This is a genomic window from Pseudoxanthomonas sp. (assembly GCF_036845285.1).
Taxonomy (GTDB): Bacteria; Pseudomonadota; Gammaproteobacteria; order Xanthomonadales; family Xanthomonadaceae; genus Pseudoxanthomonas_A.
The window spans coordinates 206,412-224,996 of record NZ_DAIUEE010000001.1 but is presented as its reverse complement, the minus strand read 5'-3'; the positions used below and the strand labels follow the sequence as shown (position 1 = coordinate 224,996).

Genomic DNA, 18,585 nt, shown 5'->3' with positions numbered 1-18,585 from the left:
CCCCCACCCCAACCCTCCCCCGCAAGCGGAGGAGGGAGCACACCCCGAAGCCATCACATCACCATGTCCAACCATTCCGTCGAAGACATCAAATCCGAGAGCAACCGCCTGCGCGGCGGCCTGCTCGACAGCCTGGCCGATCCGGTCACCGGCGCGCTGCGCGAGTCGGACCAGACGCTGATCAAGTACCACGGCAGCTACCAGCAGGACGACCGCGACCTGCGCGACGAGCGCCGCCGGCAGAAGCTGGAGCCGGCCTATCAGTTCATGATCCGCACGCGCACGCCGGGCGGCGTGGTCACGCCGGAACAGTGGCTGAAGCTGGACGCCATCGCCACGCAGTACGCCAACCATTCGCTGCGCATCACCACGCGGCAGGCGTTCCAGTTCCACGGCGTCATCAAGCGCGAGCTGAAGGCGACGATGCAGGCAATCAATGCCGCGCTGATCGACACGCTGGCCGCCTGCGGCGACGTCAACCGCAACGTGCTGGTCGCGGCCAACCCGCTGGAATCGCGCGCGCATGCCGAGGTGCAGGCGTGGGCGGCGAAGTTGTCCGAACACCTGCTGCCGAACACGCGCGCCTACTACGAGATCTGGCTGGACGAGGAGCGCGTCGCCGGCAGCGGCGAGGAAGTGGAGCCGATCTACGGCGCCACCTACCTGCCGCGCAAGTTCAAGATCGGCTTCGCCGTGCCGCCGGTGAACGACGTGGACGTGTTCGCCAACGACCTGGGCTTCATCGCCGTGCTCGAAGACGGCGCGCTGGCCGGCTTCAACCTGGTCATCGGCGGTGGCATGGGCGCGACCCATGGCGATGCGGAAACCTATCCGCGCGTCGGCAACGTGGTCGGCTTCATCACGCCCGGGCAGTTGCTGGACGTGGCCACGGCGGTCGTCACCACCCAGCGCGACCTGGGCAACCGCGTGCAGCGCAAGCGTGCGCGCTTCAAGTACACGATCGACGACCACGGCCTGGACACCGTCGTCGCGGAGATCCAGCAGCGCAGCGGTGTGACGCTGCAGCCGGTGCGCCCGTTCCGCTTCGAGCACAATGGCGACCGCTACGGCTGGGTGGAGGGCGAGGACGGCCGCTGGCACCTGACGCTGCACCTGTTCGCCGGCCGCATCGCCGACACCGCGCAGGCCACGCATTTGACGGGACTTCGCGAGATCGCCAACGTGCACCGGGGCGAGTTCCGGATGACGGCGAACCAGAACCTGGTCATCGCCGGCGTCCCGGCCGGCGAGCGCGAGCGCATCGACGCACTGGCGAAAGCACACGGACTGGACGATGGCCAGCGCCTGGGTACGGCCCTGCAGCGCGCGGCGGTGGCCTGCGTATCGCTGCCGACCTGCGGCCTGGCGATGGCGGAAGCGGAACGCTACCTGCCCGACTTCACCGACAGGCTGCAACCGCTGCTGGAAAAGCACGGCCTGCGCGACGCGCCGATCCTGCTGCGCATCTCCGGCTGCCCGAACGGCTGCTCGCGGCCGTACCTCGCCGAAATCGCGCTCGTCGGCAAGGCGCCCGGCCGCTACAACCTGATGCTCGGCGGCGATGCCCGCGGCCAGCGGCTCAACACGCTGTACCGCGAGAACATCGACGAGGCCGCCATCCTCGCCGCGCTCGACGGCCTGTTCGCACGCTACGCCACCGAACGCAGCGACGACGAAGGCTTCGGCGACTTCCTGCACCGCAGCGGCGTGGTCGCCCTGCCTGCCTACCCCACCCATCGCCAGATCGCACTGGAACTGCACGCATGAGCGCCCTCGCCCTCTCCCTCGACACGGACCAGATCGTGGAGCACAACACGGCGCTGGAACGACAGACGGCCGAACAACGCGTCGCATGGGCGCTCAAGCACGGCCCGGCCGAAGCGGCGATGTCGTCCAGCTTCGGCGCGCAGGCGGCGGTGCTGCTGCACATGGTCACGCAGCAGAAGCCGGACGTGCCGGTGGTGCTGATCGACACGGGCTACCTGTTTCCCGAAACCTACCGCTTCGCCGATGAGCTGACCGAGCGTCTGAGCCTCAACCTGCAGGTGTTCCGCCCGCTGGTCAGTCGCGCCTGGATGGAAGCGCGCCACGGCCGCCTGTGGGAGCAGGGCCTGGTCGGCATCGAGCAGTACAACAGCCTGCGCAAGGTGGAACCGATGAAGCGCGCGCTCAGGGAACTGGGCGTCGGCACCTGGTTCACCGGCCTGCGCCGCGTGCAGGCCACCAGCCGCGCCCATGCGCCGGTGCTGCAGCAGCGTGAGGAGCGCTGGAAGATCAACCCGATCGTCGACTGGACCGACCGCGACGTCTGGCAGTACATGAAGCAGCACGACCTGCCCTACCACCCGCTGTGGGAGCAGGGCTACGTGTCGATCGGCGATTTCCACACCACCCGCCGCTGGGAACCCGGCATGCGCGAGGAAGACACGCGCTTCAACGGCCTCAAGCGCGAGTGCGGCATCCACATCGACGTCTGAGCCACCGGGTGCGAGCGCCCGGCTGATCCGTTCGCACCCGCGCACCCCGGTTTCGTCGCGGCATCGCTGGCTCCGTCGCCCTCCCCCTTCCCTCTCCGGACCAGCGGGCTATCCTCCACGGCACTCCCAAGCCGTGGTGTCCGACGTGTTCCCCAGCCTGCTCCTGATCATCCGCATCCTCGCCGCCTGGTTCGGCGCGGTGCTCATCGCGGGCCTGGTGTGGAACGGCCTCTTCGAGCGGACCATCGTTGCCGGCGGCGCCAGTTGGCTGTTCAACCTGGCGATGACACTGGTGATGGCCTCGGTGCTGATCGGCACCATCAGCCACCTGCGCCGCATCTGGCTGATCACCGGGCGCCTGGACAGCGCCGCGCTGTCGAGCCGGCAGCGCCGGCAGATCGAAGTGCCGCTGGACACCGCCGCCGCCTTCGCCCTGATCGAAGGCGCGCTGCGCGAACTGCCTCGCGCCGAGGAGGCGGAAAGCGCGCCCGACAGCCTGCAGGTGCGCGTCAAGGTGCGCCGCGTCGACAGCTTCGACGGCCCCAGCCAGCCCTCGCGCTTCAATATCATGGCGCGCTTCGCGGTGAAGCGTGACCTGGTGCAGGCCACCGTCACGCCCGGCAACGGCACCAGCAGCATCACCCTGATGGTCGGTCCGGATGCGAGCGCGTGGCTGGACCTGTTCGTACTGGACGACGGCGTCAACGTCGAGAACGCCGAGGCGGTGACCCGCGCCATCACCCGCCGTGTCGCCGACCAGCGCCGGCAGGAACAGGCCGACGTCGTGCAGACCGTCAACGAGAAGGAACTGACGGTGGCGCGCCTGAACCTGCTCAACGCGCAGGTCGAACCGCACTTCCTCTACAACACGCTGGCCAGCGCGCAGGTGCTGACGCGCACCGATCCGCCGCGCGCCGACGTGATGCTGGGCCACCTGATCCAATACCTGCGCAGCTCGCTGCCGCGCACGGACGACGCCCTGTCCACGCTGGGCGAGGAACTCGACCGCACGCTGGCCTACCTGGAAATCCTGAAGATCCGCATGGGCAGCCGGCTGTCGCTGCAGATCGAAGTGCCCGACACGCTGAAGTCGGTACCGATGCCGTCGATGATGCTGCAGACCCTGGTCGAGAACGCGATCAAGCACGGTCTTGAGCCGAAGACCGGCGGCGGCACCATCTGGATCCTGGCGCGCCGGCATGACGACCACGCGACACTGACCGTCGCCGACGATGGTCAGGGCTTCGGCGGCCAGAGCAGCGGCACCGGCATCGGCCTGAAGAACCTGCGCGAACGCCTGCGCCTGACCTTCGGCGGCGACGCCTCGTTCGCCATCGTCTCCAACTTCCCCAGCGGCGTGGCGGCCACGCTGACGCTTCCGCTGACTGTCCAGGGAGTCCGCCCATGAACTTCCGTGGCGTGATCGCCGAAGACGAGGAGCTGCTGCGTACCGCGCTCTCTTCGTTGCTGAAAGAGACCTGGCCGCAGATGGAGATCGTGGCCGAATGCGAGGACGGCGCCAGTGCGCTGGAATCCATCGCCGAACTGCAGCCGGACGTGGCCTTCCTCGACATCCGCATGCCCGGCCTGACCGGCATCGAAGTCGCGCGCGGCCTGGCCGAGGCCAGCCCGCGCACGCAGGTGGTGTTCGTCACCGCCTACGACCAGTACGCCATCGACGCCTTCGAACACGGCGCGATCGACTACCTGCTGAAGCCGATCACGCGCGAACGGTTGCTGGCCACGGTGCAGCGCATCCAGGCGCGCGTCGCCGCCGGACACCCGGACGGCGCCACGCTCGATGCGCTGTTGCGCCACCTGTCGGCGCGCCAGGGCGCGCCGGACAAGCCGCCGCTGGCATGGATCACCGCCAGCGCCGGCAAGGACACGAAACTGATCATGGTGGACGACGTGGCCTACTTCCAGGCCGACAACAAGTACACCACCGTGATGACGGCGGATGGCGAATCGCTGCTGCGCACGCCGCTGCGCGAACTGCTCGATGCGCTGGACACCAACACGTTCAAGCAGATCCACCGCTCCACCATCGTCAACATGAAGCAGGTCGCGTCGGTCAGTCGCGACGACGCAGGCCGCGGCCGGCTGAAGCTGAAGACGCGGCCGGAAGTGCTGACGGTCAGCCAGCCCTTCATGACGTTGTTCCGCAACATGTAGCCCCGCTTAAACCAGGCCGCCCCGCGCGGCATCCAATCCGGCATCTCCGACGTGGCGCCAGCGCGCCGCGACAGGCGTGCCATTGCCCTTCGAAAAACACCGACAAGGAAACGCCATGCGCATCATCACGTCCCTGGTGTCCTGCCTGCTGGCCCTGGCAGGATGCGATGAAAAGCCCAGCGTCACCACCATCCACCACAGCAGCGCGAACGGCGTGGACACGCTCTTCAGCAAGAGCACGCTGAAGGAGGGCGTGGCGCGGTTCGAGTGCTACGCGAGCGAGAGCGGCCAGTGCCACTACCGCGTCTACACGGAACAGTGCCCGACGCCCGCGCCGGGCGAGAATCCCGCCGCATGCGCACGCACGACACTGGAAGACTTCGTGCTGGCCCCAGGCAAGGCGCACGAGATTCATGGCCTGCCGAGGGACTTCCAGCAATGCGTGTCGAAGGACGCCAATACGGATCAGGCGTGTGGAGGCTGACGCCGCTCAGCGTCCCTTCGCAGGCTTGCGTGGCTGCAACATGCCAGGGCGCAGCAGGCGCTCGCTGCGCATGACGTGGAGGATCAGCACCCGCCCCGGCTCGTGTCGGTAAAGCACGCGGCACGGCGGCTCGACCACCTGCCGGTAGCGCCCGCGCCTGAGTTCGGCGGGCCGGCTGCCACTGTCCGGATGCGCAGCGAGATGCTCTACATGCGCGAATACACGGCGCACCAACTCTGCGGCCGCATTCGGATTGTCCAGCGCAATGTAGTCGGCAATAGCATCCAGATCGGCCAGCGCCGGCTCGGACCAGACTATCTCAACCATCTGGCAAGCCGATCCTTGGCTTGATCGTGGGTGACCGTGCGGCCTTCGGCAACAGCCTGCTCGCCACGCGCAATGCCTTCCAGCATCGCCATGCGCGACAGCAGCGTCTCATAGGTTTCCACATCGACGAGATACGCGCTGGGCAACCCATGCTGGGTGATCAGGATGGGCTGCCGATCGCGCTCGATATCGGCCAACAGATCAGTGGCCTGCCGCTTGAGGGTGGTGACGAGTTCGGTGCGCATGAAGTGACACTACAGTATCACTCGCGGGTTCGGCAAGCAGTAACATCGGATGCGGACTCGACGTCTTTCGTAGTGCAGTTGAAGAGCGGTACCGCCACTACATTCCCCCCATCAACGTGCGGCGTTGACCAAGGAACGACGTTCCACCACGCAGGCCAGCCCGAAGCCGATCAGGTAGGCGACCACGTCTAGCCAGTCCGGCGTGCTGCCCAGCACGATGCGCAGCACCGGCGACGCCACTTGCCAGCCCGTCTGCTGGCTGACGTACTGCGCCGCCTCGACGACCAGTCCGACGAGCAGCGCCAGCAGCGGCCGCATCGGTGGACGCAGCCACACGACGCTGGCCAGCAGGCAATGCACCCAGACGACGGCGAGCACGTCACCGACAAAACTGCGTATCCAGCCGAGACCCGCGCCGACCGTCGCCAACAGCACGAGCGATGCGAACAGGCCCAGCACCCACCCCGCCGCCGCGGGGTCGAACCGCCACCTCATGCGCTGCCGCAATGCGCGCCCTCCAGGCGCTTGCTGCCGCAGGCCAGGCATTTGCGGTACTTCTGCCGCTGCCGGTTGTAGCGCACGCGCGACATCATGCCGCCGCAGGCACAGCGCAGTTCGCGCCCACGCGCCCAGCGGTAAAGCCGCCAACTGGAATGCAGCGCCCACGCCATGCCGAGCAGGATCGCCAGCAGGAACGACAGCGAGGCCAGCCGCTGCGGCGTGAGGTCGCCGAACGCGCGCTCGGTGCGGGTCACCACTTCCGCCGTGGCGAAACCGCCCACCGCGAGCACGACGGCCGGGGCATACATGCGGGCGACCATGCGGGAAATGCGGTTCATCGGGCGTCGTGCGGAGGCGATGGCTGCAGACTCGCCCGCACAGGCATGCGGCGTCAATCACACGGCCGTGCAAGCCCTCAGCTGGTGATCGTCTGGGTCAGCGACTGCCACGTCGGCGGTTCCGGCCAGTCCGGATCCTGGTTGCCGTCGATCACCCGGCGCAGGTCGCGGCGGTCGATCTGCGGTGCCAGCGCACGCACCAGGTCCAGTGCGTAGTCCCGCAGCACGCGCTCGCGCGGCAATACGGCCCAGGTGATGCATTCCTTCACTTCCGCCGGCGCCGGCCACCCACGCAGGTCGGTGTCGGATGCGTTCACCGCCATTTCCGCCAGCAGGCCCACGCCGAGTCCCGCACGCACATAGGTCTTGATGAGGTCGGCATCGAGCGCGGTCAGCGCGATGTTCGGTTCCAGCCCGACCTTGGCGAAGGCGCGTTGCAGGGATGAACCGGGGCGCGTCGAGGATTCGTAACTGATCAGCGGCTGGTCGGCCAGATCGGCCATGCCGGGCACGCGCCCGAGCTGCTCCAGCGCGTGGCCGCGCGGCACCAGCACCAGCCGCCGCCAGCGGTACAGCGGCACGGCGATGCCCGCCTGCGGCTGGTCGCCCGCCGTGCTGACCACCGCCATGTCGGCGTCGCCCTGCGTCAGCAGGTCCAGCGCCTGGCTTTCCGGCGCCTGCTGCAGGTGGACGCTGACCTGGGGGAAGTCCCGCTTGATCTGCGCGATGGCCGGTGGCAGCACGAAGCGCGCCTGCGTGTGGGTGGTGACCAGCACCAGTTGGCCCTGGCTCTCGCGGCGCTGGTTGGCGGCGTAGGTGCGGATGTTGTTGGCTTCGGCCAGCACCAGCCGGGCGCGGTCGATCACTTCCTGCCCGGCCGGCGTCACCTGCTCCAGGCTGCGTCCCTTGCGCACGAACAGCAGGAAGCCCAGTTCGTCTTCCAGTTGCTTCAGCTGCTTGGACAGGCCGGGCTGGGTGGCATGCACCCGCGCCGCCGCCAGCGTGATGTTGAGGTCGGCGTCGGCGATCGCCACCAGATAGCGGAGTTGGGTCAGCGTCATCGGCGGGGAGGGCGCAGCGGCCCACCGGGAGGGGGCCTTGGACTGTAGAGGATTTGCCCGGACCGTAGCCCGCCCCGCTTATAACCGCAAGGCATATGGTTTTCGTGGGATGTCATTTCCGACCACCATGAGCGGCCGGTACGGTCAACAGCCCAGCCGACCTGTGCCAACGCCCGTGAGCGCTCCGCTGTTTCCCTTGTTCGCCGACCTGCGGGACCGCCGGGTACTGATCGTGGGCGGCGGCGCGGTGGCGGAGCGCAAGACCGACGCCCTGCTGCGTGCCGGCGCCCGGCCGCGGGTCGGCGCCCCCGAGCTGACCCCGCGCCTGCAAGGCTGGCGGGAAGAAGGCCGCATCGACTGGATTCCCGGCCGTTTCGATGCGCAGTGGCTGTCGGGCGCGTGGCTGGTGGTCGCCGCCACCGACGATACTGCGGTCAACCGCGCGGTCGCCGCTGCTGCCGAAGCACGCCATGTGCTGGCCAATGTCGTTGACGACGCCGAGCTGTCCACGTTCCAGGTGCCCGCGATCGTCGAACGCGGCCCGCTGCAGATCGCGATTTCAAGTGGCGGCGGCGCACCGATGCTGGCGCGCCACCTGCGCCGCCAGCTGGAAACGCTGCTGGACGATGCATGGGCCTCGCTGGCCGAACTGTTCACCCGCAAGCGCCAGCACATCCGCCAGCGGTTTCCGCAGCCGGCCGAGCGACGCCGCTTCTTCGAGAGACTGCTGTCGGGTCCGTTGCCGCGCCTGTTCCGCCAACAGCAGCACACGCAGGCCGAACAGCATTTCCAGGCGATGCTGGATGGACATGCACCGTCCGCGCATGGCTCGGTCGCCATCGTCGGTGCCGGCCCGGGCGACGCCGGCCTGCTGACGCTCAACGCGTTGCGCGCGATGAACGAGGCCGACGTGATCCTGCACGACCGCCTGGTCAGCGAGGACGTGCTGCGCCTCGGCCGGCGCGACGCGACCTATATCGAAGTCGGCAAGTCGGCCACGGGCCACAGCACGCGCCAGGACGACATCCATGCGCTGATGCTGGAGCACGCGCGTGCCGGCAAGCGCGTGGTGCGGTTGAAGGGCGGCGATCCGTTCGTGTTCGGCCGCGGCGGCGAAGAACTGGAAATCCTGCGCGCCCACGGCATTTCCTATGAGGTGGTGCCCGGCATCACCGCTGCGGTCGCCTGCGCCGCGTATGCGGGCATTCCGCTGACGCATCGCGACCATGCGCAGTCGGTGAAACTGGTGACGGCGCACTGCAAGGATTCGTTCGACACGCTCGACTGGCCATCGCTGGCGCAGGAACGGCAGACGCTCGCCATGTACATGGGCGTGGCCGGACTGGAGGGCCTGCGCGACCGACTGGTCGCCCATGGCCGTGCGCCGTCCACGCCCTTCGCGTTGATCGAAAACGGCTCGCGTCGCGACCAGCGGGTGGTGAACGGCACCCTGGCCGATCTCCCCGAAACCGCGCGTTTCCACCAGGTACGCTCGCCCGCCCTGCTGATCCTGGGCGAGGTCGCCGCACTCGCGGACACGCTGCACTGGTTCGGCGCACCGCCGGTTGGCGCACCCGCCCACACACATTCCCGCAACCTGCCCGCGCCCACACTGCAGGCTGCCTGACCTTCCGACGCCACAAGGACACCCCATGGCCCTCTACGACAGCATCCTCGACACCATCGGCCGTACCCCGGTGGTGAAACTGCACCGCATCGCACCCGAACACGTCACGCTCTACGCCAAGGTCGAATCGTTCAACCCGGGCGGTTCGGTGAAGGATCGCCTGGCGCTGGCGATCATCCTCGACGCTGAAGCGAAGGGCCTGCTGAAGCCGGGCGATACCATCGTCGAAGCGACCTCCGGCAACACCGGCGTGGCGCTGGCGATGGTCGCCGCCGCACGCGGCTACAAGTTCGTCGCCACGATGGTAGAAACCTTCTCGATCGAACGCCGCAAGCTGATGCGCGCGTACGGCGCCAAGGTCATCCTGACGCCCGCCGCCGAACGCGGCAGCGGCATGGTGCGCAGGGCCGAGGAACTGGCCAAGCAACACGGCTGGTTCCTTGCCCGCCAGTTCGCCAATCCCGCCAATCCGGCCTACCACCGGCAGACGACGGCGGCGGAAATCCTGCGCGACTTCGCCGGCCACCGCCTCGACCATTTCGTCACCGGCTGGGGCACCGGCGGCACGCTCACCGGCGTGGGCGAAGTGCTGAAGGTCGCGCGCCCGGAAGTACGCATCACCGCCTCCGAACCCGCCGGCGCATCGCTGCTGCAGGGCAAGGATTGGCAACCGCACAAGATCCAGGGCTGGACGCCGGACTTCGTGCCGGACGTGCTGAACCGCGACGTGGCCGACGAGATCCTGCCGGTGACCGACGTCGATGCCATCGCCACGGCACGCCGGCTCGCGGCAGAGGAAGGCATCTTCGTCGGCATCTCCGCCGGCGCCACCGTCGCGGCCGCATTGCAGGTCGCGCAGAAGGCCAAGCCCGGCGACGTCCTGCTGGCCATGCTGCCGGATACCGGCGAGCGTTACTTCTCGACGCCGTTGTTCGAAGGCGTCAACGAAGGTTCGGACGACGAGTGGCTGTCGTCGCTGGGCGACGCCGCGCTGCCGTAACGGGACTCAGGACGGCGGCGCGACGCAATCGCGCCGCCACGTCCATTCCATCGCCTGGCCGTCGTCGCGGCCGTCGTCGCGGCCGTCGTCGATGCGCGCCTTCAGCGTGTCGGCGTCGGCGCGCGAATAGATCACGCGCCTGGGGAAGTCATGCGCGGGGTTCGCGAACACGACGCGCCCGTCTTCCACGAGATCGGCCGCAAACGCGGTGGCCGCGCCGCCACCGGGCTGTGCCGACAGCACCCAGCGCCCGTCCTGGTGCGCGATGCGCATGAACTCGAACCCCGCCGCCTTGCCGTCGCGCGTGTCGCGATGCATGCCGACCAGCAGTCCGCCGCGCGGCGCCATCCAGGTTTCCTCACTGAAGGTCTTGCCGCTCTGGCCGCACCAATGGCCGGCCAGCCAGTCGAGCTCCGCTGCCTGCACCGGTGCCGCCAGGCACAGCACCGCCAGTGCGATACCGCCCGTTTTCCATCCTCGTGCCATGTGATGCATCCTCGACGTGTGGATTCGACGGCCGGTCGACCGTCTTGTACAGGATGGCGCGGCACGAGGGCGACGTCTTGAAGATTTGCGACAACCGGCGCAGAGTTCCGCGCCATGTTCGCCTTGCTCGAAACGCCGGCCGACCTGCGACCCTGGGTGCGCTGCATCTGGACCCTGCACGGCGACGCGGACGCACAGCCCGGCCCACCCATCGCCCCGGATGGCTGCTGCGAATGGATCGTGCACGTCGGCCAGCCACCTTCGATGGCCGCTGGCGAAGACTGGGTCCGGCAGCCCCGGGAATTCCTGTTCGGCCAGTTGAGCGCGCCATTGCAGCTTCATGCAGACCGGGGGATGGCGCTGCTGGCCGTGCGCTTCCATCCGCACGCCGTCGCGCCCCTGCTGCGCGTGGGCGGCTCGGCGTTGCTGGCGCAGCCACTGGAACTCGCGCAGCTCGACCATCGCCTGCGTCGCTTCACGGCAGGCGATGCGCACGAGTCGGTGGATGCCGCCTGTGCCGCCATGCTCGCGTTGCTGCGCAGGCTGGCCCGCAATGCCCGTAGCGTCGATCCTCTGGTGCAGGAGGCGATGCACTGTGTCGAGTCCGCGCCCAGCCAACGCGTGTCCGGACTATCGCGACAGCTTCTCGTCTCCCCACGCACGCTGGAACGCCGCTTTCTCCACGGCACCGGCCTGGGGGTGAAGGCCTACCTGCGGATACGTCGCATGCAGCAGAGTCTGCAGCAGCTATCGCGACAGCATGCATCCGCCGCCGATGTCGCGCACGCCCTGGGCTATGCAGACCAGGCCCACCTGACGCGCGAACTGGTTGCCCTGGCGGGCGTTCGACCGCGCGACGTGATCGAAGACGCCCGGCACGGAAGTGCCGTCATGCCGTGACGTCGACCTCCACGCCAGGCCGCGTCAGCACGGGACCGCCCTACCCTTCGTAGAGTTCGAGTGGCAGATCGTCCGGGTCGGCGAAGAAGGTGAAGCGGCGACCGGTGTACTCGTCCACGCGGACCGGCTGGGTGGGGACGCCGTGGGCGTCCAGATGGGCCACGGCCTCGTCGAGATCCGCGACACGCAGCGCCAGGTGGCGCAGGCCGCACGCCTCGGGCCGCGACACGCGTGGAGGCGGAGACGGGAACGAGAACAACTCGACCTGCGTGCCGTCCGGCAGCGCGAGATCGAGCTTCCAGGAGTCGCGTTCGGCGCGGTAATGCTCGGCGACCACGCGCAGACCCAGCACCTCGGTGTAGAAGCGCTTCGATCGCGCATGGTCCGACGCGATGATCGCGACGTGATGCAGGCCGGCGATGCGCATGTCAGTGCGCCGCCGCCGCGTCCGCACCGGCGTTGCCACCGGAAGGCGCCTTGCCGCCGCGCATCAGCAGCACCAGCGGCATCGAGGCCAGGGTGAGCAGCATCATCAGCTTGAAGTCGTTGAGGTAGCCGATGGCCGCCGCCTGCCGGTTGACCTCAGCGTTGAGCAGGGCCAGTCCGGTGGCGGTGGACGGATCCATCGCGGCGGGCAGCAGTGTCGTTTCCGCACCGAAGGCCGGGATGCGCGCACCGATCTCGGCGTGGTTCACCTGCAGCGCGCGCGACAGCATCGTCATCACCACCGAGATGCCGACCGACGAACCGATGTTGCGCACCAGGCTGAAGAGGCCTGCAGCTTCGGTGCGCTGATGCGGTTCCAGCGTGGCGTAGGCGACGGTGGAAATGGGCACGAACACCAGACCCAGGCCCATGCCCTGCACGACGCCCAGCCAGACGATGGATTCCATCGACGCATTCGGGCCGAACTGGGTCATGCCATGCAGCGAGAACACCATCAGCCCCATGCCGACCAGGATCGGCCAGCGCGCGTCGATGCGGCCCAGCAGGCGGCCGACGATCATCATGCTGAACATCGTGCCGACGCCGCGCGGCGCGAGCACCAGGCCGATGGTCAGCACCGGGTAGTTCATCAGCGTGCTGAGGTACGGCGGCAGCAGCGCCAGCGTGGCGAACAGCACGATGCCGACGACGAAGATCAGCGCGCAACCGACGGCGAAGTTCGCGTTCTTCAGCAGTCCCAGGTCGAGCAGCGCGTGGTCGCGCCGGCGCCACCACCACAGGCCGTACATGTACAGCGCGAGGAAGGCGAGCGCGGCTTCGATCTGGATCTCGACGCTGCCGAACCAGTCCTCGCTCTGCCCGCGGTCGAGGAACAGCTGCAGCGCGCCGATGCCGAGCGCCAGCAGCGCGAGGCCGACGCCGTCGAGCGGGCGCTGGTGCGGCACGTCCTTCTTGACGCTCGCCATGATGCCGAGCAGCGCCAGGATGCCGATCGGCAGGTTGATCAGGAACACCCAGTGCCAGCTGTAGTTCTGGGTAAGGAAGCCGCCGAGCGGCGGGCCGAGGATGGGGCCGACCATGATGCCCATGCCCCACATCGCCATCGCCGCGCCATGCTTCTCTTTCGGGAACGCATCGAGCAGCAGCGACTGCGAGATCGGCACCAGCGAGGCACCGAATACGCCCTGCAGGATGCGGAACATCACCATCTCGCCGATGCCGGTGGCGATGCCGCACAGCAGCGAGGCCACGGTGAAGCCGCTGACCGCGATGATGAGCAGGCGGCGGCGCCCGAGGCGTCCGGCCAGCCAGCCGGTGACCGGCGTCAGGATCGCGGCGGCGACGATGTAGCTGGTGAGCACCCACGACACCTGGTCCTGGGTGGCCGACAGCGAGCCCTGCATGTCGGGCAGCGCGACGTTGGCGATGGTGGTGTCCAGCGCCTGCATCAGCGTGGCCAGCATCACCGAGCCGACCAGCAGCGTGCGCTTGCCGGTGTCTTCCTGTGCGGGAGCGGCGGATACGGCGGGTGTGCTCATGGGAAATTCCGGAATGGACCGGCGCACGTGGCGTGCGGCGATCCAGAGGTCACCCGGGGCGCGGCGTCAGCGGGGCCGGGCCCCACCACAGTGCCCTCGCCCGCTTCCGCGCACGCCCGGGATGACATGGAAAGGGACCTCAGCGCGCGGCGGTGGCGCGGCTGGAGGCGGTGCCGCCGTCGCGCAGGTCGACATGCACGTCGGCGCTCATGCCGGCGCGCAGTTGCGGCGCGTCCGCGGCAACGTCGTCGATTTCGAGACGCACGGGGATGCGCTGCACGATCTTCACCCAGTTGCCGGTGGCGTTCTGCGGCGGCAGCACGCTGAACTCGGCGCCCGAAGCCGGCGCGATGGAGGCGACGTGCGCCTTCCACTTCACGCCGGGATACGAGTCGACCTCGATCGTCGCGGCCTGGCCGACCTGCATCTTCGTCAGCTCGGTTTCCTTGAAGTTCGCTTCCACCCAGATCGGCGACGTGGCGACCAGCGGCATCGCGGTCTGGCCGACGTTGATGTATTCGCCCACCTGCAGGTCGTGCAGGCCGACGATGCCGTCGACCGGCGCACGCACTTCGGCATGCGCCAGGTCCAGCTTCGCCTTGGCCAGCATCGCCATCGCAGCGCGGTACTCCGGCAGGTCCTGGGTCGGCGTACCCGGGCTGCCGCTCAGCGAGGCGGTGGCTTCGGACTGCGTGGCGATGGCGTCGGCCAGGTCGGTGCGCGCCTCGGCGACGGCATGGCGCGCGTCGTCCAGCATCTTGCGCGAGACCAGCTGCTGGCCGGCGAGCTGCTGCATGCGCTGGAAATCGCGCTGCGCCCACGCCAGCGTTTCGCGCGCGGCCTGGATCGAGGTACCGGTGCCGATCACCTTGGCGCGGCTGGCGCTGGCGGAGTTCGCCATGCGCGCGACCAGCGCTTCGTTCTGCGTCACCGCGATCGTCAGCGGATCCGCGTCGATGCGGAACAGCAGGTCGCCCTGCTTCACCGGCTGGTTCTGCTGCACGGCGACCTCGACCACGCGCCCGCCGACCTGCGGCGCGATCAGGATGCGCTCGGCCTTGATGTACGCATTGTCGGTGCTGACTTCGCGGCTGGAGGTGACGTACTCCCAGCCGAAGAAGCCGGCGACGGCGAGCGGGCCGGCGATCCACAGCCACACGGGCACACGGCGACGCTTGGGAGCGGAGGGCTTGGCCGCGTTCTCGCCGGCCTCGTTGATCTTGCTGGTCATGGTGGGAGTCAGCTCTTGCGGAGAGAGGACTCGCCGCGGCTGGCGCGGTCGAGCAGGGAGAGGTTTTCGCGGATCTGGCCAAGCACCTTCAGCGCCGTCGCCAGGTCCTCCGCATCGATGCCGGCCAGGCAGTCCTCGCGGACCGACGTGGCCACCGCCTCGATGTCGTGCATCACCGCATCGGATTGCGGCAGCAGGTGCAGGCGCCACACGCGGCGGTCGTCCGGGTCGCTGCGGCGTTCGACGAAGCCCGCCTTCTGCAGGCGGTCGATCACGCGCCCGACGGCGATCGGCTCCATGTCGAGCAGATCGGCCAGTTCGGACTGGGTGATGCCCTCGCTCTGATGGATGCGCTTCAGCGCGCGCCACTGCACGCGAGTCAGGCCCAGGTGCGCGGCGCGACGGTCGAACACACGGCCGAACAACCGGCTGAGGTCGGCGATCAGGTAACCGATGGTGCTTTGGCCGGCAGGTGTCTTCATGGATGCCTATGATATAGATGCCTAGGCAGTAATATTCAAGGATTGAAATTTCTGTTCAGCTTCCAGTCCGGGCAACCTGCTGTTCTGGAAGGAAAGCGGCTGCCGTATCCTGAACCGATGCGCCCCGCCGTCCTCGCCCTGCTGGCCTCGAATGCACTTACGCTGCTGCTGGCGCTGGTCTTCGACTGGGAGACGGGCTGGCTGGTCTGGCCCTACTGGATCCAGAGCGTGGTGATCGGCTGGTACGCCCGCAAACGGATGCTGGCGCTGCGCGACTTCACCACCGAAGGGTTCACGTCCGGCGGCAAGCGGGTGAGCGAGGACGAAGCCGGCAAGCGTTCGACGGCGACCTTCTTCTCGCTCCACTACGGCTTCTTCCACGCCATCTACTTCATGGTCCTGTGCGTGCACCACACGGTGGCGAACCCGCGCGACATCGCCCTGCTGACGTTCTGCGGGCTGTCCTTCGTCTACTCGCAGCGACAGACCTACGCCGTGCAGCACGCCGCCGACCTGGCCGGCAAGCCCAGCCTGGGCGCGCTGATGTTCCTGCCCTACCTGCGCGTCATTCCCATGCACCTGATCATCCTGGCCAGCGCGGCACTGGGCAGCGGCATGCTGATGACGCTGTGCTTCACCGCACTGAAGACCGCGTCCGACCTGACGATGGACTACGCCGACCGGCGCATGGCGGAGGATGCCGCCGCACGGGTGCGCGGCAGTGCCTGAAACAGAAAACGCCGGCATGCGCCGGCGTTCTCCTGACGGAGACGGCGGCCGATCAGGCCGCCATCGGGCGGATGCTCAGCCTTCCCACTTGCCCTGCGCGGCCAGGCCGTTTTCCTTGGCGCGCTCGTACACCACGGCCTGCGCCTTGGCGAAGTTGCCCGTCAGGTCCTGCGACCACAGCTTCAGCGCGGCGGACTGCATGGCGCGGCCGTAGGAGAAGCTCAGCGGCCACGGCAGGCTGCCGAGCTGGTTCATCGCATTGAGGTGCGCGGTGGACTGCTCGTCGGTCTGGCCGCCGGACAGGAACACCACGCCCGGCAGGATCGCCGGCACCGTGCTCTTCAGGCACATCACGGTGGACTCGGCCACTTCGTCGACGTCGGCCTGCTCGTCGCAGTCCTTGCCGGCGATGACCATCGAGGCCTTCAGGATGGTGCCTTCCAGCAGCACGTTCTGCTCGTACAGCGCACCGAACAGCGAGCGCAGCACGGCTTCGGTGACTTCGTAGCAGACCTCGATGTTGTGGTCGCCATCCATCAGCACTTCCGGCTCGACCATCGGCACCAGGCCGCATTCCTGGCACAGCGCGGCATAGCGGGCCAGCGCGTGCGCATTCGCCTCGATGCAGGTACCGGAGGGGATGTCCTCGCCGATGGTGATGACCGCACGCCACTTGGCGAAGCGCGCACCCAGCTTGTAGTACTCCTTCAGGCGGTCGCGCAGGCCATCGAGGCCCTCGGTGACCACCTCGCCCGGGCAGCCGGCCAGTGCATGCGTGCCCTTGTCGACCTTGATGCCGGGGATGATGCCGTGGTCGGCCATGTACTTGGCGAACGGCACGCCGTCCCTGGTGGACTGGCGCAGGGTTTCGTCGAACAGGATGGCGCCGGAGATGTAATCGGACAGCTTCGGCGTGGTGAGCAGCAACTCGCGGTAGGCGCGACGGTTCTCTTCCGTGTTCTCGATGCCCACGCCCTGGAACCGCTTGGCGATGGTGGTGGTGGACTCGTCGATCGCGATGATGCCCTTGCCTGCGGCCACCATGGCCTGGGCGGTTTCGGCAAGCTGTTCGATGCTCATGGGGTTCCTGGGGAAGCGGCGGGAAAGATACCAATCATATCCCACCTCGCCGGCCCGGCCGATCAGGCCTGCGCCCGCGCCGGCCATGGCGCGGCACGTTCAGGCCGCCAGGCAGGCCGTGCAGTTGACCGAGATGCGCAGATCCAATGCATGCAGCAGCGGCTCCCAGGCGGCCACGTCCCCGGCACGCTGGTGCACCAGCAGTTCGGCGTGGCGATGCAGCCCGGGCAGCTGCCACGACATCTCCCGCATCACTTGGCACAGTTCGAGCGCGATGGCAGGGTCCTCCAGCAGGAGTCGGGAGTCCACCGATTCCGGCGCGCCTGACGCACTCATCGCCATCGTGAACCGGGCGACCAGCCCCGAGAGGTGGGTCGCGAGGTCCCGTTCCCCGGCGGTGGCGGCCTCACGCTCGCGCAGTGCCGTCAGCGCCTGCCGTGCCTGCCCCAGTGCCGTCAGGACCTGCGTAATCTGATCCTGCAGTGGGGCGGCATCCGGCAGCAGCAACGGCGCCACCATGCGGTCACGAACACCCGTACTGACGGCGTCGATCACCTCCTTGGGAAACTGGCCCGGAATCATCCGCAGCGCGATCGCCACCCTTGCCAACGGGTTCTCTGCCGAAGAAAGCAGCGCGGCCACCACTTCCGCCGATAGCAGGATTCGGCCCAGCGGGGAGATGTCCCGCGTGGCCGCGGGATAACCAGAACCGTCGATGCGTTCGTGGTGCTCCTGCACGGCCCTGGCCACGCGCTCGGGATAGGTGCCGGCCTCCCGCAGCAGCGCGCTGCCGATGATCGGATGCACGCAGATGGCCCGCCATTGGGTGGAATCCAACTGGTGCGGCTGCGACAGCAGGACCGGGTCCAGATAGTTCTCGCCGATGTCGTGCATCAGACCCGCTTCCGCCGCATCGGCGACGATGCTGTCGCTGCAACCCAGCCGCAACGCAAGCCATACCGCGATCATTGCCACCCCGACCGAGTGCCTCAACGACGCTGGGCGGTTGCGCGCCGTGGCGGTCATCAGCACGCCAGGCCCTCCATGCAGGCGCAGATGCTGGAGCGCGGCCAGGACCCGCCCGCTGTCTTCACCCAGCAGCGTGGCCAGCGCACGTTCGTCGTCCATCAGTTCGCGGGCGACGCGACCCAGATCGGCCGGCGCGAGCGAGTGACGGTAGGTCAGCGACACTTCCAGCGGCTCCAGCAACCGCTTGGCGAGCAGGCGCTCGCGGATGTCCGGTGTGATGGGGCGGTTCTTCGCCCACAACAACAGGCCGTTGCGGTCGCGGATGTCACGGCTGGCCACCAGGTCGCCGGGACCGGCGGCCTGCAGCAGGTGGTCCACGCAATGCACGTTGGGACGCGTGGGCAGACCTACGCCGGCGACGACGTCGATCGATCCCTCATCGAGTTCCCAATCCATGCCGACACCGCCTGTCCAGGCTCCCCTTCATG

Annotated in this window: 21 protein-coding genes; 9 read left to right on the top strand and 12 right to left on the bottom strand. The window is 68.2% G+C overall.

Going from position 1 to position 18,585, the window contains the following annotated elements; all coding sequences use genetic code 11:
- Positions 1-63: 63 nt before the first annotated feature.
- The 5 genes from cysI to V7060_RS01065 all read left to right on the top strand — a co-directional run bounded on the left by cysI (position 64) and on the right by V7060_RS01065 (position 5,136).
- Positions 64-1,767 carry an assimilatory sulfite reductase (NADPH) hemoprotein subunit gene (gene cysI / locus V7060_RS01085; RefSeq protein WP_334177420.1) on the top strand — a complete coding sequence of 568 codons (1,704 nt, stop codon included), beginning with the start codon at positions 64-66 and terminating at the stop codon, positions 1,765-1,767.
- The gene (locus V7060_RS01080) at positions 1,764-2,477 is read left to right on the top strand and encodes a phosphoadenylyl-sulfate reductase (RefSeq protein WP_334177419.1); all 714 of its coding nucleotides are present in this window, start codon (positions 1,764-1,766) and stop codon (positions 2,475-2,477) included. Before cysI ends, V7060_RS01080 begins: the two co-directional genes overlap by 4 nt.
- A gap of 145 nt (positions 2,478-2,622) precedes the next feature.
- Positions 2,623-3,885: a histidine kinase gene (locus V7060_RS01075; RefSeq protein WP_334177656.1), complete on the top strand. Its 1,263-nt coding sequence runs from the start codon at positions 2,623-2,625 to the stop codon at positions 3,883-3,885.
- Positions 3,882-4,652: a LytTR family DNA-binding domain-containing protein gene (locus V7060_RS01070; RefSeq protein ID WP_334177418.1), complete on the top strand. Its 771-nt coding sequence runs from the start codon at positions 3,882-3,884 to the stop codon at positions 4,650-4,652. The genes V7060_RS01075 and V7060_RS01070 overlap by 4 nt, the downstream gene beginning before the upstream one ends.
- Positions 4,653-4,767: 115 nt before the next feature.
- On the top strand, positions 4,768-5,136 hold the full coding sequence (locus V7060_RS01065; RefSeq protein ID WP_334177417.1) for a hypothetical protein: 369 nt from the start codon (positions 4,768-4,770) through the stop codon (positions 5,134-5,136).
- A gap of 6 nt (positions 5,137-5,142) precedes the next feature.
- Here V7060_RS01065 and V7060_RS01060 read toward each other — a convergent pair whose 3' ends face one another.
- The 5 genes from V7060_RS01060 to V7060_RS01040 all read right to left on the bottom strand — a co-directional run bounded on the left by V7060_RS01060 (position 5,143) and on the right by V7060_RS01040 (position 7,608).
- Complete coding sequence (locus tag V7060_RS01060) at positions 5,143-5,463, bottom strand: type II toxin-antitoxin system RelE/ParE family toxin (protein WP_334177416.1); 321 nt, start codon at positions 5,461-5,463, stop codon at positions 5,143-5,145.
- Complete coding sequence (locus V7060_RS01055; protein WP_162336801.1) at positions 5,451-5,708, bottom strand: type II toxin-antitoxin system Phd/YefM family antitoxin; 258 nt, start codon at positions 5,706-5,708, stop codon at positions 5,451-5,453. Before V7060_RS01055 ends, V7060_RS01060 begins: the two co-directional genes overlap by 13 nt.
- 111 nt (positions 5,709-5,819) lie before the next feature.
- Positions 5,820-6,203: a DUF2809 domain-containing protein gene (locus V7060_RS01050; RefSeq protein WP_334177415.1), complete on the bottom strand. Its 384-nt coding sequence runs from the start codon at positions 6,201-6,203 to the stop codon at positions 5,820-5,822.
- Positions 6,200-6,547 (bottom strand): hypothetical protein, encoded by a 348-nt coding sequence (locus tag V7060_RS01045; protein ID WP_334177414.1) that lies wholly within the window; start codon positions 6,545-6,547, stop codon positions 6,200-6,202. The genes V7060_RS01050 and V7060_RS01045 overlap by 4 nt, the downstream gene beginning before the upstream one ends.
- A 77-nt stretch (positions 6,548-6,624) precedes the next feature.
- Complete coding sequence (locus V7060_RS01040; RefSeq protein WP_334177413.1) at positions 6,625-7,608, bottom strand: LysR family transcriptional regulator; 984 nt, start codon at positions 7,606-7,608, stop codon at positions 6,625-6,627.
- 175 nt (positions 7,609-7,783) lie between these two features.
- On the opposite strand from V7060_RS01040, the gene cysG reads away from it, so the two are divergent.
- Entirely contained in the window at positions 7,784-9,235 is a 1,452-nt protein-coding gene (cysG, locus tag V7060_RS01035) for a siroheme synthase CysG (protein ID WP_334177412.1), read from the top strand.
- Positions 9,236-9,260: 25 nt separating this feature from the next.
- The gene (gene cysK / locus V7060_RS01030) at positions 9,261-10,235 is read left to right on the top strand and encodes a cysteine synthase A (RefSeq protein ID WP_334177411.1); all 975 of its coding nucleotides are present in this window, start codon (positions 9,261-9,263) and stop codon (positions 10,233-10,235) included.
- A 6-nt stretch (positions 10,236-10,241) separates the two neighbouring features.
- On the opposite strand, the gene V7060_RS01025 is transcribed toward cysK, so the two are convergent.
- The gene (locus tag V7060_RS01025) at positions 10,242-10,721 is read right to left on the bottom strand and encodes a DUF6265 family protein (protein WP_334177410.1); all 480 of its coding nucleotides are present in this window, start codon (positions 10,719-10,721) and stop codon (positions 10,242-10,244) included.
- A 114-nt stretch (positions 10,722-10,835) separates the two neighbouring features.
- Here V7060_RS01025 and V7060_RS01020 point away from each other — a divergent pair, with 114 nt between their 5' ends.
- Positions 10,836-11,621 carry an AraC family transcriptional regulator gene (locus V7060_RS01020; protein WP_334177409.1) on the top strand — a complete coding sequence of 262 codons (786 nt, stop codon included), beginning with the start codon at positions 10,836-10,838 and terminating at the stop codon, positions 11,619-11,621.
- 40 nt (positions 11,622-11,661) lie between these two features.
- Here the strand turns inward: V7060_RS01020 and V7060_RS01015 are convergent, their stop codons facing one another.
- From V7060_RS01015 to V7060_RS01000, 4 genes are all read right to left on the bottom strand, one after another.
- Positions 11,662-12,048, bottom strand: a complete 387-nt coding sequence (locus V7060_RS01015) for a VOC family protein (protein ID WP_334177408.1) — start codon at positions 12,046-12,048, stop codon at positions 11,662-11,664.
- Position 12,049: 1 nt separating this feature from the next.
- Positions 12,050-13,606: a DHA2 family efflux MFS transporter permease subunit gene (locus tag V7060_RS01010; protein ID WP_334177407.1), complete on the bottom strand. Its 1,557-nt coding sequence runs from the start codon at positions 13,604-13,606 to the stop codon at positions 12,050-12,052.
- Between the two features lie 139 nt (positions 13,607-13,745).
- Positions 13,746-14,837, bottom strand: a complete 1,092-nt coding sequence (locus tag V7060_RS01005) for an HlyD family secretion protein (RefSeq protein WP_334177406.1) — start codon at positions 14,835-14,837, stop codon at positions 13,746-13,748.
- 8 nt (positions 14,838-14,845) lie between these two features.
- Positions 14,846-15,319, bottom strand: coding sequence for a MarR family transcriptional regulator (locus V7060_RS01000; protein WP_334177405.1), 474 nt, complete (start codon positions 15,317-15,319; stop codon positions 14,846-14,848).
- Positions 15,320-15,436: 117 nt separating this feature from the next.
- Between V7060_RS01000 and V7060_RS00995 the strand changes: the two genes are divergently transcribed.
- On the top strand, positions 15,437-16,048 hold the full coding sequence (locus V7060_RS00995) for a DUF6498-containing protein (protein WP_334177404.1): 612 nt from the start codon (positions 15,437-15,439) through the stop codon (positions 16,046-16,048).
- Between the two features lie 75 nt (positions 16,049-16,123).
- Here V7060_RS00995 and V7060_RS00990 read toward each other — a convergent pair whose 3' ends face one another.
- A complete protein-coding gene (locus tag V7060_RS00990) occupies positions 16,124-17,128 on the bottom strand; it encodes a class I fructose-bisphosphate aldolase (RefSeq protein WP_334177403.1) in 1,005 nt (334 codons plus the stop codon).
- 99 nt (positions 17,129-17,227) lie between these two features.
- Positions 17,228-18,553 carry an HD domain-containing phosphohydrolase gene (locus tag V7060_RS00985; RefSeq protein WP_334177402.1) on the bottom strand — a complete coding sequence of 442 codons (1,326 nt, stop codon included), beginning with the start codon at positions 18,551-18,553 and terminating at the stop codon, positions 17,228-17,230.
- Positions 18,554-18,585: the final 32 nt, after the last annotated feature.